The 18,029-nt window shown below is 38.9% G+C and carries 13 protein-coding genes; 1 reads left to right on the forward strand and 12 read right to left on the reverse strand.

Features of this window, described 5'->3' with window-relative positions; all coding sequences use genetic code 11:
• Positions 1 to 17 precede the first annotated feature (17 nt).
• Positions 18 to 2,099 carry a hypothetical protein gene (locus PGN18_RS05675; protein ID WP_335318424.1) on the reverse strand — a complete coding sequence of 694 codons (2,082 nt, stop codon included), beginning with the start codon at positions 2,097 to 2,099 and terminating at the stop codon, positions 18 to 20.
• 243 nt (positions 2,100 to 2,342) lie between these two features.
• On the opposite strand from PGN18_RS05675, the gene PGN18_RS05680 reads away from it, so the two are divergent.
• Positions 2,343 to 3,077, forward strand: coding sequence for a L,D-transpeptidase family protein (locus PGN18_RS05680; protein ID WP_335318426.1), 735 nt, complete (start codon positions 2,343 to 2,345; stop codon positions 3,075 to 3,077).
• A gap of 113 nt (positions 3,078 to 3,190) precedes the next feature.
• Here the strand turns inward: PGN18_RS05680 and fabG are convergent, their stop codons facing one another.
• The 11 genes from fabG to PGN18_RS05735 form a co-directional block, all read right to left on the reverse strand.
• Entirely contained in the window at positions 3,191 to 3,934 is a 744-nt protein-coding gene (gene fabG / locus PGN18_RS05685) for a 3-oxoacyl-[acyl-carrier-protein] reductase (RefSeq protein WP_335318428.1), read from the reverse strand.
• Positions 3,935 to 4,067: 133 nt separating this feature from the next.
• Complete coding sequence (locus tag PGN18_RS05690; RefSeq protein ID WP_335318429.1) at positions 4,068 to 5,144, reverse strand: agmatine deiminase family protein; 1,077 nt, start codon at positions 5,142 to 5,144, stop codon at positions 4,068 to 4,070.
• Positions 5,145 to 5,330: 186 nt separating this feature from the next.
• Positions 5,331 to 5,684, reverse strand: a complete 354-nt coding sequence (locus tag PGN18_RS05695) for a four helix bundle protein (RefSeq protein WP_335318430.1) — start codon at positions 5,682 to 5,684, stop codon at positions 5,331 to 5,333.
• Between the two features lie 155 nt (positions 5,685 to 5,839).
• Complete coding sequence (locus PGN18_RS05700; RefSeq protein ID WP_335318431.1) at positions 5,840 to 6,715, reverse strand: carbon-nitrogen hydrolase; 876 nt, start codon at positions 6,713 to 6,715, stop codon at positions 5,840 to 5,842.
• Positions 6,716 to 6,986: 271 nt separating this feature from the next.
• Positions 6,987 to 8,129: an efflux RND transporter periplasmic adaptor subunit gene (locus tag PGN18_RS05705; RefSeq protein WP_335318432.1), complete on the reverse strand. Its 1,143-nt coding sequence runs from the start codon at positions 8,127 to 8,129 to the stop codon at positions 6,987 to 6,989.
• A 6-nt stretch (positions 8,130 to 8,135) separates the two neighbouring features.
• Positions 8,136 to 12,503, reverse strand: a complete 4,368-nt coding sequence (locus PGN18_RS05710; protein WP_335318433.1) for a CusA/CzcA family heavy metal efflux RND transporter — start codon at positions 12,501 to 12,503, stop codon at positions 8,136 to 8,138.
• A gap of 73 nt (positions 12,504 to 12,576) precedes the next feature.
• Positions 12,577 to 12,957: a hypothetical protein gene (locus PGN18_RS05715; RefSeq protein ID WP_335318434.1), complete on the reverse strand. Its 381-nt coding sequence runs from the start codon at positions 12,955 to 12,957 to the stop codon at positions 12,577 to 12,579.
• A 139-nt stretch (positions 12,958 to 13,096) separates the two neighbouring features.
• Positions 13,097 to 13,318, reverse strand: coding sequence for a cysteine-rich CWC family protein (locus tag PGN18_RS05720; RefSeq protein WP_335318435.1), 222 nt, complete (start codon positions 13,316 to 13,318; stop codon positions 13,097 to 13,099).
• 216 nt (positions 13,319 to 13,534) lie between these two features.
• Positions 13,535 to 15,919 (reverse strand): ribonucleoside-diphosphate reductase subunit alpha, encoded by a 2,385-nt coding sequence (locus PGN18_RS05725; RefSeq protein WP_335318437.1) that lies wholly within the window; start codon positions 15,917 to 15,919, stop codon positions 13,535 to 13,537.
• 157 nt (positions 15,920 to 16,076) lie between these two features.
• Positions 16,077 to 17,048 (reverse strand): ribonucleoside-diphosphate reductase small subunit, encoded by a 972-nt coding sequence (locus tag PGN18_RS05730; RefSeq protein WP_090771670.1) that lies wholly within the window; start codon positions 17,046 to 17,048, stop codon positions 16,077 to 16,079.
• A 458-nt stretch (positions 17,049 to 17,506) separates the two neighbouring features.
• Positions 17,507 to 17,887, reverse strand: a complete 381-nt coding sequence (locus tag PGN18_RS05735; protein WP_335318440.1) for a septal ring lytic transglycosylase RlpA family protein — start codon at positions 17,885 to 17,887, stop codon at positions 17,507 to 17,509.
• Positions 17,888 to 18,029 lie beyond the last annotated feature (142 nt).

Here is an 18,029-nt window from a genome sequence, read left to right on the forward strand (position 1 = left end):
AACACCCAGCTCCCAACTTAAAGCTCCCCATTCCTTTTCCTTAAAAACCACTCTGTGCCAAGCAAGATCATCATTAAAGCAAACAACCATTTCATATTGATCAGTTCATCATATTTCCGATCTTCATAGCTGATGGTTTTGATGTTCTCATTTTCCAGGATTTCATCGGCTATTGCTAGCAGGTTTTCAGGCATAAACAATTTACCATTGCTTTGTTTGGACATGGTATTTAAAAGCTGGTGATTGGCGGTTGTCTGTTGGTATTCAGCAATTAGCGCATTTACATAGAAACTCCCGGAAGCCATGTATTTCTTTCCACCCAGTTCTGTATTGGCAACATATGAATAATTGCCAGCAGGCATGGCACCTGCATCTAGCTGATAAGTCGTTTCTGTTTTAGAGAAAGTATAACTGAACAACTTTCCAGCTTCATTTTTAACCTGCAAATTCACCTCTGGCTCATTAACTGCCTGATAACTTTCGTTATAAAGAGTTGCATTAAACTGGATGCTTTCATTTTCATCGTAAGCTGCTTTAGCAGTATACACTTTAAACCTGCGTTTATCGTCTTTAACCGAAAGGTATTGAACGGTTTTTGAGATCAGATCGTTTAAAACAGATTGGGGGGCTTCATTTTCTGCCTCCGCAAGTTTCCATCGCCACAACCCCTCGCCCATTAAGTAACCATTTTTTAAGCCGTTTTCATTCGCAAAAAACAACAATGGCTGCTGCGTACGCACCTTACCAATGCGTTGGTTAAAAACCGGAATAATCCCTGTATTTACTGTTAACCTGCCAAAAGGACTCAGCAAGGGATCGAAAGATGAAAACTGCTTTTTATACTCATCGATCAGGTTGAAACTTGTAAATCCGTTTGCAAAATCGGCATATACTTCTTGAACAGAACCATCGGCTGAACTCAAATTGACCTGATTTTGAATCTGATTAAAAGCATTTACATTACTCTGAGCCCCTAAAATGTACCAGATCGGTTTCTTTAATCCCGATAATTTCTTTAAAAAGCCTGAAGAAATATGCTGTACATCGGGTAACTGATATAATACAATTAAATCGAATTTAGAAGGATCTGTTGCATTGATATCATCTGCGAGAGCCAGTTTAGCTTCATAATGTTTATTTAGTGAAATAGCTTCCTTTAAAACGCCCAGATCGGGATGAGGCGCAGCAGCAGCGACCAATACCTTCTGCCTGCCGTCAATAACTTCTACATAAAACGTCTGCGTATTATTTCTGGCCGTAATTTCATTTGGTAAAGTACCTAATTGAATGGTATACTTCTGAACACCAATTTTGCCCGCATGGATTTTTATTGGTACGGTTTTAACAAAGGAAGTTCCCTTAAACAACACGCTCTGTTGCGCTATCTTCGTACCATTTTGGCTGACCATTAATAAAGTACTTTCACCATCGCTTTGAAAGGCCTGAACCTGAACTTCGACCGTAAAATCATCATCCAGGTATACAATGTTATTGTAATTCACATTCGAGATCAGCACATCGCGTTTGGGAATACTATCACCAAGGGCAATGGTGTAAATTGGTGCATTGATCTGATTGACACTATATAAGGGGTTGCCGCCATGATTAAAAATCCCGTCGGTAGCTAAAACAACTGCCCCCACATTGCGGTTGATATATTCATCTCTGATTTTCTGAAAAAATGCTGAGGCGTCTGTTAATTTCCCCTGGTTTTTAAAGTCGAAGCCGTCAGCAACCTGTTCGCCAAAGTGAAGCGTTTTTACCTCGTATTTGCCTGCCAACTTATCCCGTAATTTTTCAAGGTTTTGTTCGTAAAGTTTCTGGTCAAAACCAGCCGCTTTAATCTGACCAGCGGATAGGGAATTATCCTGTCCGATGATAATTACAGGTTTATCTAAAGTATAGTTTAAAGTTTTAATGAGTGGTGCGAATATCAACCAGGCAATTGTTGTCACTACTATGATCCGCAATGCCGTTAAACCATAATGGAGTTTTCTATCCAGATTTTTGTTACCACGGTAAAGCAACCAGGCATACAGCACGCCTAACGCAAGGCAACCCAGAAAAGATAAAATAGCAGTACCTGAAAAAAAAACCATTCATAATTCATAAAGATGGTAAATTTGATGGTATTTTCAAGGCTTTAACCGCGAACTATGCAAAGAATTTATGCATGTACTAAAACTCAAATTTGTTTACAACAGAATACACAAAGAAATTGCACAGAGTAACACAAAGTTTAAAGTATTAAATTCGACCGCTCCGTGATCTCTGTGCTAAACAACAAAAAATCTCTATGGCCTCTGTGATTGAATACTTACTTTTAACCCAAATCAATCTTTATGAAATTAATCGCTTTAACATCTCTGTTATCTTTAAGCCTCATGGTCAATGCCCAAAATAATTTCAAAGCCAGTCAAATCCAGTTTGAAAGAGTAGAAAAAGCCTACAGTGAAAAATGGGAAACATTAAAGAAATTTATCCAGGCTGATGGTTTTGGCGATCAATTTTCGATGGTGATTAATGCTTATAAAAGTGAAGGTAAACTGGAAATTTGGCTAAAGGCAAATGCTGATAAATGTTATAAATTGTTCCGTACTTATGATTTTTGCGCACATTCGGGCACACTGGGGCCCAAAGTAATGGAAGGCGACGGACAAACACCTGAAGGTTTCTACTACATTAACGTTTTTAACCCGATGAGCAAATTTTATCTATCAATGGGAATAAATTATCCTAACACGGTTGATGATGCTAGAACGGGAAAGGATCGAAAACCTGGAAGTGATATTTACATCCATGGAGATTGTGTTTCGGTTGGATGCATTCCGCTAACGGACGAGAAAATTAAGGAAGTATATATTTTAGGCGTTGAAGCGCGAAATGCAGGCCAGGAAACGATTCCAGTAAACATCTATCCTTTCAGAATGACGGATAGGAATTTAAAGAAATATACTAAGAAGTTTCCGGATCAGGCCAGCTTCTGGAAATCCTTGCAGCCTGGCTATTTAGCTTTTGAGCAAAATAAAACCCAGCCGGATATTGTTGAGGTTAAAGGACAATACCTTGTAAAGTAACCAAAGAAGTCAAGTTTTCCATCGCACACTGGCCATTAAAACTTGACTTCTTTATATTATATAAAACCGGAAAGAAAACCCTCCACCTTAAGCCTTCACACCTTCAACCTTTCTTACAGCATTCCGCCGCAAACCGATAAAGTTTGTCCGGTTACGTAAGCACTCATATCAGACGCCAGGAAAACGCAAACATTAGCGATATCTTCGGTCTCGCCAGCACGTTTTAACGGAATATCTTTTTCCCAGCCTTCAACTACCTTAGGATCTAAAACCTCGGTCATTTCGGTACGGATAAAACCTGGCGCGACTACATTTGCACGGATATTTCTCGATCCCAATTCTCTTGCAACTGATTTAGTAAAACCAATAATACCCGCTTTTGAAGCGGCGTAATTAGCCTGACCAGCATTACCTGAAACGCCAACTACCGAACTCATATTAATGAAAACACCTTTCCGTGCTTTCATCATCACTTTAGAAGCTGCCTTGGTTACATTAAAGATCGACTTTAAATTCACATTAATTACATCATCCCAGTTCTCCTCACTCATCCTCATTAATAAACCATCTTTGGTAATACCGGCATTATTTACCACAACATCAATGCCGCCGAATTCTGCAACGATATCATTGATCAATTGCTCAGCCTCATCAAATTTAGACGCATCAGAACGATAACCTTTAACTTTAGTGCCAAAGCTTTGCAATTCCTGCGCTAAAGCCTGACCTTTTTCTACTGATGATAAATAGGTGAATGCTACATTAGCACCCTGCTCTGCAAATTTCTCCGCTATTTTACGACCGATTCCTTTTGATGCGCCGGTAATCAATGCTGTTTTTCCTTCTAGTAATTTCATTATGAAATGTTGTAAAGTTGAAATGTTTTAATGTTTGTAATGTTGTAAAGTTAATAACTCTACCGAAATATTATTAAATTGTTTGATTACCGCATAAGTAACAACTGCAAACTCAAAACTGCAAACTCCAAACTTACACGGCGGGTTCCTGCTGGCTCAGGCAATGGAAACTACCCAAACCCCAAATAATATCAATCGAATTGATTCCTACTACCTTACGATCTGGAAAACAACCTTGGATGATATCTAGAGCTTTTTGGTCGTTCACATCATCAAAAACCGGAACAACTACTGCTGAATTGGCGATGTAGAAGTTGGCATAAGAAGCCGGCAAACGGGTATCATCGTAAATTACGGGTGAAGGCATAGGCAATTCAACAATGTTTAATGGCCTGCCATCTTTTAATTTCATTTCCTTTAGGGCAATTAAATTTTCCTGTAGCAACCCATAGTTTTCATCCAAGGGATTACTCTCTACAACAGTTAAAACAGTATCCTCGTTTACAAAACGGGTAATATCGTCAATGTGGCCATCGGTATCATCACCTACAATCCCATCTCCCAACCATAACACTTGTTCCTGTCCATAATACTCAATCAAGTATTTTTCAATCTGCTCTTTGCTTAGATGTGGGTTTCTGTTCTCATTTAACAAACAGGCTGTAGTGGTTAAAACTGTACCAGCGCCATTAAACTCTACCGAACCACCTTCCATTACAATATCAGGATTGAATAAAGGTAAATTGAAATGTTTTGCAATTTTAGTTGGCACAACATCATCCAGATCAAATGGCGGGTATTTACCGCCCCAGGCATTGTAACCCCAATCTATAACTGCTTTTTCATTGCCATTAAGCACAAATGCAGGCCCATGATCACGGCACCAGGCATCGTTGGTTTCGTTAAAATAAAATTCAATTTGCGTTAAATCGGCATCTACTTTTTGAAGTTCAGCAATGGCAAAAGTTTTCATTTCTTCGTCTTTTACATTGATCCGTACTTTTTCGCCCTCGGCCACCACTTTAATAAACTGGCAATACGGAGCGTAAATAGTTTCGATCTTACCAGGCCAACTGGCTTCTTTATGTGGCCAACTTAACCAGGTAGCCTCATGTTTGGCCCACTCCGCTGGGAAGGCATAACCTTGCTGCTTTGGAGAATAATCGAATTGATTGATATTTAAATCTTTTCTTGGAGGGAAATTTGACATATGTTGTAGTCCGAAGTCGGATGTCCGAGGTCCGGTGATTTAGTGTTATAAAAAGTCCGAAAGTCGGATGTCCGAAGTCCGATGATTTAGTGTTAATAAAGTCCGAAGTCGGGTGTACGAGATCTGACAATTTGGTGAAATCATAAATCTCCGCTATCGTCAGCCTTCGGTCTACCGAACCCCGAATCAATTCAGCGATTTGATCAAAGCAGAAATCATAACCAAAATCTCTTCACACGATTTATAATGTTTTTGAAAAATCTCTTCTGTTATATAATTTCTTCTTATGGCAAGGTGCAAACAATTCACCACCTCGATATCTGATCTTAGGGCATAACCCAAAAATCTTTTAAATTCAGGGTTACTCTGGCCAGTGCTTCCTTCGGCAATGTTCATTGAAATGGAGTCAGCAGCACGTTTCGCTTGAGATGTTAGCACATAAATCTCTTCTTTTGGAAAAAATTTTGTCATTTTATCTATCTCATCTGCAAGGTCTAAAGCTTTTTGCCAGACTTTAAGTTTCTCAAATTTAAAAGCCATAAGTTGTCAAAGGTTAAAGTTCCAAAATCAAATCTTTCTGAGATAATCTGTTAAAATCTATACAAATTACGACTTCTTAAAATTCAAACCAAACCTTTGCCATTTGCAATTATAAGCCTGGGCTTCCGACCTCGGTCTCCTGACTTCTGACTTGCCTAATCCCCATCAATATACCTTTTTGTAATTGGCTGATAAGAATCAATTCTTCTGTCTCTCAAAAACGGCCAGTGCTTGCGCATGAAATCACTCTGATCCAGATCCAGTTCCACTACTTCCGTTTCTTCCTGATCGTGTGACGCTAAATAGAGCAAACGACCCTGAGCATTCGTAGCAAAACTTCCACCCCAAAATTTCATGGCACCATCTTGTTCAAAGCCAACTCTATTTACACTTACAACAGGTACACCATTGGCGACAGCGTGCGAGCGTTGAATGGTTTGCCAGGCATTGTACTGATCCTGGTTGGTTTCCTCATCCTGATCAGTAGCCCAACCAATTGCTGTTGGATAAAACATGATATCGGCACCCATTAGCGCAGTAATGCGTGATGCTTCCGGATACCATTGATCCCAGCAGATTAAAATACCGATCTTCGCAAATTTGGTTTGGAAAACCTTATAGCCTAAGTCGCCAGGGGTGAAATAAAACTTTTCATAATAAGCGGGATCATCAGGAATATGCATTTTTCGGTATTTACCTAAGTATGAACCATCAGCATCTAAAACAGCAGTGGTATTGTGGTACAAACCTTCAGCGCGTTTTTCAAATAGTGAAGCAATAATCACTACACCCAATTCTTTCGCAACTACCTGCAAAGCATCAGTTGATGGACCTGGAATAGCTTCTGCCAGGTCGAAGTTATCGTAATCTTCAACATCGCAGAAATACAAAGAAGTGAAAAGCTCCTGCAAACACACGATCTGCGCGCCTTTTGCAGCAGCTTCCCTTACTTTCGCAATGGCTTTATCTAAATTTTCCTGCTTATCTTTAGTACAGCTCATCTGCACTAAGCCAACTTTTACTTTCTTCATTTCTTCAAATTATTGGATGAGCGAATGGTAGAATGAGTGAATTTACCAATCATTCCATCATTCAAACTTCAGTCATTCTAAATTAGGCTGCAAAGTTACTATTTGTTTGAGAGTAGAACGGCATAAAATTGTAAATGTTATTTAAAATAAGCTTCGATCATTTCTTTTCAAGATGATAATTTGTTAAACTCGAGCTCACAAGAGCAAACAACATGCTTCAATTGTCTTATTTAATTTTAAAGTTCCTCGCAACTCTCAAATCATTTCATATTTATTCGCCTTCTTCTCCTCCGTTTTTCATTTTCATTAAAATTGCATAAGCATTTTTTGTCACTACATTACCTAGCCTTTTACTGGTTTTAATTTCAATAAAGCCATCCATTGTCGGCCCAATTTCAACAGGAATCATTTGATAGCGTTGATGGCCAGCTTCCTCAAAAATGTAATATTTATTTTCCCATTTAACTATGGCGTCTTCCGGCAAGGCATTCACTGTTTGATTGCTAACAGCAATCGCTGCATTTAGAAATGCGCCCGGTAATAATTTAGGATCTGGATTTTGAATATCGCAATGCACGGTTGTAGTCCGGTCGTCTTCGATATTAGGCGTAATCAGATGTATTTTAGCGATATATTTTTTTTCAGGATTCATCGTTGAACTGCAGATAACCTCTTGCCCTTTTTTCAAACTGGCTGCATCTTTTTCAAATACAGTGAGGTTTGCGTGTAACTCCCCAGAACCAATCAATTCAAATAAAATATCAGTTGCATTTACAAATTTGCCCGTATTTACATTAACCTTGGTAACATAACCTCCAATGGGCGAATAAATTTTGATAGTACGGGTTATCGAATTTTCATTTAAAGTTTCAGGATTAATGCCAATTAGCCTCAGTTTTTGAGCAAGTGCTTTGACCAACACTTTTTGGTTGTTATAATCGCTCTCAGTTTGCTGAAAGATTTTATCGCTTGTTGCCTTTGTTTGGTTTAATCCCTTTTGCCTGGTATAATCAGTCGCCAAAAACTTCAGTCTGTTTTGAGAAGTTAGATAATCTTGCTGTAGTTGAATGTACTGCTGATCTTCAACGGTTGCTAACACTGTCCCTTTTTTAACCAACATTCCGGGCATGATAATCATTTTCTTGATATAACCGCCCATAGGCACACTTACAGAATAGCTGTTTTCTGGGGGTACATCTACAACACCGTTAACATTAATGACACTATGCATGGTTTTTTGTATTATTTTACCGGTTAAAATCCCAGCATTTTTTGCTTGTTCATCTGTAAGTTGCACCTCATCTGTATTTACAGTTGCGGGTTTTTCTGTCTGTACAACTTCTTTTTTATCTTTATTGTTGCAAGCCATCAAAAGAGACAAGCAAACTAATCCTGCTAATATTTGAGTTTTCATTTTATCTTATTTATCGGTGGCTGTAATACGTTCAATTTCAAAAGCAGCTTCGTTAAATTGCTGCACTTTATCATAATATTCTACTTTAAGTTGTATAGACTGGTTAACCAGGAGTACCCAATCCAGATAGGCAATTTCGCCAGCACTAAGTTTATCAGATGCTGTTTTAACAATATCACCAGCATTTCTTAATGCAATTTTCTGGTACGAATGGATCCGTTTTTCAAGTCGGGTATAACGTTCAACAGCACTTGTTAAGTTATTATCCAGCGTTTTTTTAGTTAACGCTAATTCTTTTTCACGTTGTTGTATTAAAATACCATTGGCTTTAATACGGGAATTTTGTGCGCCGAAAAAAATCGGAATTCCAACACCAACACTAACTGACGAAAACCTTTTGCTTTTGTCGAAATATTGCTCTGCCCCAATACTGTTGGTTTGCCAACCAATAATACTTGAGTTGTTATAACCGAAACTAAGGGTGGGCATCAATTTACTTTTTTCGAGTGCCTTTTGTTGTCTGGCCAACACCAATTGTTCTTCTCCCAATTTTAGCAAAGGGTGTTTAACTTGTTCCCGATCAAATAAAACTTCAGTGGAATAAAGTAGGCTATCAGCGATAGGCTGCAGATTTTCATCGGTATTTAATAAAAACTTAAACCTGTTTTGCATCAATACAGCATCTGTTTTAAGCAACTCGAGTTGATTGTTAATTTGTTGCTTTTGATTTTCTGCAGTTCGAAGTTCCAGCAGATCAACATCACCTGATTTAAACCGTTGATTGGATTTATCCAGAAATGCACTATAAACGCTGTCGGCCCAAAGCAATAATTTCTGTTTTTCATTTATCAATAAAAGATTATAGTATGCTGATTTAACTTCGGTTTTCAAATCGAGCCGGCGGGCATCAACTTCAATCTCGCTGATACGCAAATTCGTTTTATGGGTAGCAAATTGCCTTGCGTACACCGTTGGAAAATCAAGTGTTTGTACTACAGAAATTTTATTATCATTCGCCAGGCTATTGAATTTGCCATAATCGAAACTGACTGCTGTTTTTGGCACATCAAAGCTACTTTTAGTGATTTGCTGATAATATTGAGCATTTGTTTTCGCAATCTGCAACGATAGGTTGTTTTTAACCGCCGTATCCAATGCTGCTTTTAAACCGATTTGCTGTTGAGCATTTACATTTAAAGCAACAAAAAATAAGATTATCGCAATGATAGCTGGTTTAATTTTCGGTTTGAAATACGAGAAGCCCTTTTCAAATAGAATATATAACATAGGTAATACGAATAATGTTAATAAGGTAGAGATTAATAAACCGCCAATAACTACCGTTGCAAGCGGTTTTTGAACTGCACCACCCGCCCCGGTACTGATGGCCATCGGGATAAAACCTAATGATGGGACTAATGCTGTCATTAAAACGGCACGAAGCTTTGATTTTGTAGCATGAATGACGATGCGTTTTACATCCGTCCAGCCCTCTTTTTTTAACCGGTTAAATTCTGAAACCAGTAAAATTCCATTTAATACGGCTACTCCGAAAAGGGCGATAAAACCAACTCCTGCAGAAATACTGAACGGAAGATCTCTGATCCACAAGGCAAATATGCCACCTGTTGCAGAAAGCGGAATGGCGGTATAAATTAAAAGGCCCTGTTTAACTGAACTGAAGGCAAAGTACAGGAGTAAGAAAATGAGCAGTAATGCAATTGGTACCACAATTGCCAAGCGTGATTTTGCTGCTGTCATGTTTTCAAAAGAGCCGCCATACGAGATGGTGTAGCCCTTAGATAAGTTAAGTTTTGCCCCTGCTTTCTGCTGTAATTCTTCTACAATAGACTGTACATCCCGATCCTTAACATTAAACCCAACAATTATCCTGCGTTTGGTATCTTCTCTTTGAATTTGATTAACACCTTCCACCTCTTCTATATTGGCAACCATACTTAAAGGGACCTGATTACCCGACCTGGTTAAGACCATCAAATTTTCTACGTCTTTAATATTTTTTCTGGCCGCTTCATCGAGCCTCACCACCATATCAAAACGTTTTTCCCCTTCATAAACCTGACCTGCTACCTGACCAGCGAAAGCAGTATTCACCACCCGATTAACATCACCAACGTTTATCCCATATTTAGCCATTCCATCTCGGTTGTATTTGATGACCACCTGCGGCATTCCTGTAACTTGTTCTTCGTAAACATTTATGGCACCTTTAACTGTACCGATTATGTCCCCTAAACGTTTTGCATAAATGGCCAGCGAATCCAGATCTTCTCCAAATATTTTACAAACCACATCTTGCCTTGCACCCGTCATCAACTCGTTAAACCTCATTTGCACCGGAAATTGGAAACCTACCGTAATGCCAGGAATCACTTCAACGGCTTTGGTCATTTTAGCGCTCAACTCTGGAAATGATTTGGCAGAAGTCCACTCTTTCTTCGGTTTTAAAATCACCATCATATCCCCTGCTTCAAAAGGCATAGGATCGGTTGGCACTTCGGCACTACCTATTTTGGTTACTATTTTTTGCACCTCAGGAAACTTATCCAACAGAATTTTCGAGGCTTTTTGTGTAGTTTCAATTGTATTGTTCAGGTTACTTCCCGTAAGTAAACGGGTTTCAACTGCAAAATCCCCTTCTTCTAGCTGTGGAATAAACTCTCCGCCCAGCGTACCCATAATGAAAATGGAAATGGCGAATAACGAAAGTGTAAGCACCAGAATAGTTTTGGGAAAACGAAGCACTTTACTCAGTATGGGCTGATACTTTCTTTCTATCCATGCCATCAGCTTATCAGTTAAATTTTTCTTGTGACTGATGGTTTTATTGAGACACAAAGCCGACATCATTGGAACATAAGTAATGGATAAAAGGAAGGCTCCAAGAATAGCAAAAGCAATGGTCCAGGCCATGGGTTTAAACATTTTACCCTCAATACCTTCTAATGATAAAATGGGCAGATAAACAATAAGAATGATGATCTGGCTAAATACTGCCGATTTGATCATCGATCCCGTTGATTTTTCTACTTCATCGTCCATCTGATTCTGATCTATTTTGCCGATGGCCCTAAAATGCTTACTATGCGAGAAGCGGTGAAGAATGGCCTCTACCACAATTACAGAACCATCTACAATTAAACCAAAATCGATCGCCCCAAGCGACATCAGGTTTCCGCCAACGCCAAACTTATTCATCAATATGATGGCAAAAAGCATGGATAGCGGAATTACAGAAGATACGATCAAACCTGCACGAAGGTTCCCCAGGAAAAACACCAATACAAAAATTACGATCAGGGCACCTTCCATTAAGTTGGTTTCTACAGTGCTAATGGCATTATCAACCATTTTCGTTCTATCTAAAAAGGGCTCGATCACCACACCATCGGGAACCATGGTTTGGATCTTCGCAATTTTATCCTTTACCCGTTTTACTACGACAGAAGAATTTTCCCCTTTCAACATCATGACAACGGCACCTGCCACCTCACCCTGGGCATTATAGGTCATAGCACCATAACGTATTGCCGAGCCATATTGAACTTTGGCAACCTGGCCCATTAAAACAGGCATTCCGTTATCAAGCGTTTTTACCACAATCTTTTCGATATCAGCCAGACTGGTTGTTAATCCTTCGCTTCGGATATACAAAACAGTTGGTCCTTTTTCAATGTATGCACCACCGGTATTTTCATTGTTTTTTTCGAGGGCATCAAATATTTCAGCAATGGTAAGTCCATAGGCTTTAAGTTGGTCTTGCCTTACTGCAACTTCATATTGTTTCAACCTGCCACCGAAACTGGATACCTCGGCGACTCCTGGTGTCCCCAAAAGCTGTCTTCTCACTATCCAATCCTGAATAGTACGTAATTCCTGTTCGTTAAATTTGCCTTCATAGCCTTTTTTCGGTCGAACTACATATTGATATATTTCACCTAAACCAGTAGAAACAGGCGCCATTTCAGGAGAACCTATACCTTGTGGAATTTCTTGCTGTACTTGCTGCAAGCGCTCGGCAATCTGCTGCCTGGCCCAGTAAACATCGGTTTCCTCATTGAAAACAATGGTAACCAAAGAAAGTCCGAAACGTGAAAAACTCCTGATCTGCTTGAGACCTGAAATACTGCTACAGGCCTGCTCAATAGGAAACGTGATAAGGCGTTCAATATCTGGTGCGCCCAATGAAGGAGAAACGGTAATGACCTGTACCTGATTGTCGGTGATATCGGGAAGTGCATCTATCGGTAATTTGGTAACTTCGTAAGTACCCCAGCCAATTAGTGAGCATACAAACAAAGCAATGATCAGTTTATTCCGGATGGAAAAACCGATGATTTTATTTAACATCATAACTTAATTTAAAATAACAGACATATCCAGAAGCCATCGGAAAATGGTTCTGATAAAATTTGAAATAGAAATTTTAAGCTATGAAAATGGGTGGGCGAAACAGGCTTCCGAAAGCAGGGTTACTGTAACAATTGGTGTAATCGAAAGTTTTTCTGGTATAAATATTTAAGCACACCGCTTTTAATAATCTAAATTTTTCTGTTGGAACGCCGACCGAAATAATATGATGGCCATCGATCTTTTTGAAAGGAAGTTTCATATCTTCTTCATCATCATGATCGTCCAAATCATGTCCCAGGTAATGCATTTCAAGAAAGTCAATAAAACTGAGTTCCGCGTTTAGCTGGTGATGCTGTAAAAAGTGAAGAACAAGTTGAGGCGCCTTAATCACTTCCCGAACAGAGGTATTAAAAATGAGTACCGGGAAAAGTAGTAAAAGGACAACTTTATTCACCTCGCAAAGATAGTAAAGCGTTAAAATAATTCAAACCTCGGTATTTATTATATCTGTTACTTTACTTAAAAGCATGCTAATTACAGCAGGTATTTAAAAGCCACTTTGAATCCTTGAACTGGCGAAGAAGACTGCAAAATTAAATTCCAATCTCTTCTCTATACTCTTGCTGTAACTCAAACAGGCATTTTGCACAAAGACAGCCATCGTAGAGTTCAGATATGTACTGTACTTCGTTAATGCTGAGTTGCACCACGCTACACTGGCATTTGGTATAGGAATTTGCCTTACATTCAATGGCGCTTCCGCATCTTTCGCATGGAATGATTTCGTGTTTGCTATGACTTGAGGTATAAGGCATGAGGTATAAGGTTTAAGGTAAAACCTATTGCATACAAAAATATAAACAAAAAATAAGGTTTTGGACGTTTGCCCAAAACCTTACGATATGATTAGATTCGTCATCCTGAACTTCTGCCCGGCCAGTCTGACGGGTGCTTCAGGATCTGTTAGAAAAGATGCTGAACTAAATTCAGCATGACGACCACTTTAAATTGCCCTTTAGGGGATTTAAGGCTTAACCAGAGCAGCTGATGCAACCTTCTTCCATGGTACAAACCGGACCAGTGATGATTTCTTCAGCTACCTGATCTTGTGGAATTTCGGCAGGAATAACTGCCTCGATCGCTTTACCTCCCTGATTCTCTACTGTAAATTTAACTGCCTGAGAAGCTGCTTGTGTACGTAGATAATACATGCCGGTTTTTAAACCTTTCTCCCATGCATAGAAATGCATTGATGTTAATTTTGATGTATTTGGTGCGTTTACGAACAAGTTCAATGATTGCGACTGGCATATATAGGCACCACGGTCGGCAGCCATATCGATGATGTTACGCATCTTGATCTCCCAAACGGTTTTATACAATTCTTTAATGTAATCAGGAATTTCAGGAATAGCCTGGATTGAACCATTTGCCAATATGATTTTGTTTTTCATATCGTTGTTCCATAAACCTAAAGCTACTAAATCTTTTAATAAATGTTTGTTTACAACCACAAACTCTCCACTTAATACACGGCGTGTATAAATATTAGAAGTATAAGGTTCAAAACATTCATTGTTACCTAAAATCTGTGAAGTAGATGCGGTAGGCATTGGAGCAACCAATAATGAGTTGTACACACCATCTTTAACTACTTTTTCACGCAGTGTTTCCCAATCCCAACGGCCACTATCTGGTGTTACGTTCCATAGATCAAACTGGAATTTACCTTCAGATAATGGCGAACCTTTAAATGTTTGGTAATGACCATGTTTCACCGCCAAATCGTGCGAAGCCGACATCGAAGCGAAATAAATGGTTTCGAAGATATCTTTGTTCAAACGTTTGGCCTCATCGCTTTCGAAAGGTAAACGCAACAGGATAAAGGCATCGGCCAAACCTTGCACACCTAAACCAACCGGACGATGGCGCATGTTAGAGTTTTCAGCTTCCTGAACCGGATAGTAGTTATGATCGATGATTTTATTCAGGTTTAATGTAGCCTGATAAGTTACATCATATAATTTTTGGTGATCAAAAGCACCGTTGATTACGAAACGAGGCAATGCCAATGAAGCTAAATTACAAACTGCAACTTCATCTTTAGAGGTGTACTCGATAATTTCGGTACATAAGTTAGAACTCTTAATGGTACCTAAGTTCTGTTGGTTAGATTTGCTGTTTGCTGCATCTTTAAACAACATATAAGGTGTACCGGTTTCAATTTGCGAATCCAAGATAGCAAACCAAAGCTCCTGTGCTTTAATGGTTTTACGGCCACGGCCTTCTGCTTCGTATTTAGTATACAATTCTTCGAATTCCTTGCCAAAACAGTCTGCTAAACCTGGCGCTTCGTGTGGACAGAACAACGTCCATTCGCCATTATCTTTTACGCGTTGCATAAACAAATCGTTGATCCAAAGGGCATAGAATAAATCGCGCGCACGCATTTCTTCTTTACCGTGGTTTTTACGAAGATCTAAAAATTCGAAAACATCAGCATGCCAAGGCTCTAGATAAATGGCAAAAGCACCTTTACGTTTACCCCCACCCTGATCTACATAACGGGCAGTATCGTTAAATACGCGTAACATTGGGATAATTCCATTGCTCGTACCATTGGTGCCGCCAATATATGATCCCGTAGCACGGATATTGTGGATACTTAAACCGATACCGCCAGCACTTTGTGAAATTTTAGCAGTTTGCTTTAATGTATCGTAAATACCTTCAATGCTGTCATCCTGCATGGTCAACAAGAAACATGACGACATTTGAGGTTTTGGTGTAGCCGCATTGAACAAGGTTGGTGTAGCATGTGTAAACCAACGCTCGCTCATTAAGTTATAGGTTTTAATCGCACTTTCGATATCTTCTTTATGGATACCAACAGAAACGCGCATAAACAAATGTTGAGGGCGCTCTACAATCTGACCATTAACTTTTAACAGGTACGATTTTTCCAAAGTTTTAAAACCGAAATAATCGAAACCAAAATCGCGGTCGTAAATGATTGAACTATCTAAAATATCCTTGTTTTTTTCAATGATCTCATAAATATCATCAGCGATAAGAGGAGCCTCTTTCTGCGCTTTCGGGTCGAAATATTCGTACAACATTTTCATCGTACCCGAGAATGACTTAGTGGTGTTTTTATGTAAGTTGGAAACCGCAATACGCGAGGCCAACAAAGCATAATCAGGGTGTTTTGTGGTTAACGAGGCAGCAGTTTCTGCAGCAAGGTTATCCAATTCCGACGTGGTTACACCATCGTATAAACCTTCAATTACCTTTTTGGCAACGTCAATCGGATCAACAAGATCTGAATTTAAACCATAGCAAAGCTTTTGAATACGTGCTGTGATTTTGTCAAATTGCACCGGTTCTTTCCGGCCATCTCTTTTTAGTACGAACATATTTTATGAGATTTTTTAGTTAATATTTAGTAGCGGGTAATAAGTATCAAGACTTAATATCCACCTTTATATTTTTGTTATTTATTAATTAGTATCAAGTAGCAGGTAACAAGTATCAAGATTAAACCTTTCACCCTCAACCTTCTCTCCTTCCACCTTAGAAGTCTTCATCTAAAGAAAAAGCCTGCGCTTTGTTATCAGCAGCAGTTAATACACCACTTTTCTGATAGTCGCCAACACGTTTTTCGAAGAAATTGGTTTTACCCTGTAACGAGATCATTTCCATAAAATCGAAAGGATTGGTTGCGTTGTATATTTTTTTGTACCCTAATTCCTGTAACCATCTATCGGCCACAAATTCGATATACTGACTCATTAGTTTTGCATTCATACCAATCAGGGCAACTGGCAATGCATCAGTAATAAATTCTTTTTCAATTTCAACTGCATCGCTGATAATGCCATGAACCTGCTCTTCACTCAATTTATTGCTTAACATGCTATACAACAAACAGGCAAATTCGCAGTGAGAACCCTCATCTCTTGAAATCAATTCGTTACTGAATGTTAAGCCAGGCATTAAACCGCGTTTTTTTAACCAGAAAATTGAACAGAAACTACCGCTGAAGAAAATACCTTCAACCGCAGCAAAAGCCACCAAACGCTCTGCAAAAGTTCCGTTATCAATCCAGCGCAAAGCCCATTCAGCCTTTCTTTTTACTGCCGGAACCGTATCAATAGCATGGAACAAACGATCCTTTTCTTCCGGATCTTTAATATAAGTATCGATTAATAAGGCGTAGGTTTCTGAATGGATATTTTCCATCATGATCTGGAAACCATAAAAACAGCGCGCTTCCGGAATTTGAACTTCACTCATGAAGTTTACCGCAAGATTTTCGTTTACAATACCGTCACTGGCTGCAAAAAAGGCTAAAATATGAGATATGAAATGCCTTTCACCGTCATTAAGGTTCTCCCAATGCTTTAAGTCATCTGAAAGGTCGATTTCTTCGGCAGTCCAGAAACTAGCTTCTGTTCTTTTATACATCTCCCAAACTTTAGGATACTTAATCGGCAAAAGCACAAACCGGTCTTTGTTTTCTTGTAGTAATAATTCCTGTTCCATACGCTGATGTTTTTAAAATCTTATTTTTTTTTACAGAGCCGACAAAGACATGCATCCACCAATTTTAATATGATGATTGTTATGTCCTGATCAAAACGCTGCTGTGAAAGTGCTAACCCTATTACCTGGCAAACAACTGAGCTTTTAGTTGCGAAAATTTAGAATGATAATCTGAGAGATCTACTTACAATTAACTAAAAACTAAGCTTTTATATTTGTTTCCAAGCGCAAGAAGTTAAAAAACTTTGTTATAACAAATATATATACGGCGGCCATTTTTTGTGAACCAAAGTTGTTAACACCCCACCTGATTACTGGGGAAAAACGATCAGCCCAATATCATTTTCAAGCGAAAAAAAAGCTAATCGTTTCTTTTCAAGGCTATAACAAACGAAAATGAGTGTTAATAACTTAAATTTTAGGAGTATTTTGAACTTTAAATGAAGCTAAAAAGCGTATTACTCAACGGTATAACTGAGACTTACTTTAGCGATGCCTTTGCGGTAGATACCGATCTGTTTTGCAGCCCGTTCAGACAGATCAATAGCGAGTTTTTTAGAATATGGACCACGGTCGTTCACTTTAACCACAACCGATTTTCCGTTATCGGGATTGGTTACCTTAACCATAGTACCCATAGGTAGCGTACGGTGAGCAGCAGTGAATTTTTTTGCCCGGTATTTGGCTCCGCTGGTGGTGCGGTGACCTTCAAATTTTCTGTGGTAATAAGTGGCGAGAACTGTTTTTTTGATACTATCAGGTTCATTTGATGAACCTGAATTTTGCGCTTGACCTTGTAAAAACAGGAAACAAAAACTTAATAACAGCAGATACTTCATAGGCTAAATTTTCTTTATCGAGCCTGCAAATATAAGCATTTAGTTTATAATCAATAATTTGTGGAAAAACAGCTGATTTTTGTGAATTAAAAAAGGCGTAAAGCTTATTGCCTTACGCCCTTACCTAACCCTCCTACATCTA

Origin of the sequence: Pedobacter terrae (assembly GCF_036946585.1) — a bacterium.
GTDB lineage: Bacteria > Bacteroidota > Bacteroidia > Sphingobacteriales > Sphingobacteriaceae > Pedobacter > Pedobacter terrae_C.

Coding starts and splice junctions, on each gene's coding strand:
- PGN18_RS05675 (WP_335318424.1), bottom strand. CDS start 2,099: ATGGTTTTTTTTTCAGGTACTGCTATTTTATCTTTTCTGGGTTGCCTT.
- PGN18_RS05680 (WP_335318426.1), top strand. CDS start 2,343: ATGAAATTAATCGCTTTAACATCTCTGTTATCTTTAAGCCTCATGGTC.
- fabG (WP_335318428.1), bottom strand. CDS start 3,934: ATGAAATTACTAGAAGGAAAAACAGCATTGATTACCGGCGCATCAAAA.
- PGN18_RS05690 (WP_335318429.1), bottom strand. CDS start 5,144: ATGTCAAATTTCCCTCCAAGAAAAGATTTAAATATCAATCAATTCGAT.
- PGN18_RS05695 (WP_335318430.1), bottom strand. CDS start 5,684: ATGGCTTTTAAATTTGAGAAACTTAAAGTCTGGCAAAAAGCTTTAGAC.
- PGN18_RS05700 (WP_335318431.1), bottom strand. CDS start 6,715: ATGAAGAAAGTAAAAGTTGGCTTAGTGCAGATGAGCTGTACTAAAGAT.
- PGN18_RS05705 (WP_335318432.1), bottom strand. CDS start 8,129: ATGAAAACTCAAATATTAGCAGGATTAGTTTGCTTGTCTCTTTTGATG.
- PGN18_RS05710 (WP_335318433.1), bottom strand. CDS start 12,503: ATGATGTTAAATAAAATCATCGGTTTTTCCATCCGGAATAAACTGATC.
- PGN18_RS05720 (WP_335318435.1), bottom strand. CDS start 13,318: ATGCCTTATACCTCAAGTCATAGCAAACACGAAATCATTCCATGCGAA.
- PGN18_RS05725 (WP_335318437.1), bottom strand. CDS start 15,919: ATGTTCGTACTAAAAAGAGATGGCCGGAAAGAACCGGTGCAATTTGAC.
- PGN18_RS05730 (WP_090771670.1), bottom strand. CDS start 17,048: ATGGAACAGGAATTATTACTACAAGAAAACAAAGACCGGTTTGTGCTT.
- PGN18_RS05735 (WP_335318440.1), bottom strand. CDS start 17,887: ATGAAGTATCTGCTGTTATTAAGTTTTTGTTTCCTGTTTTTACAAGGT.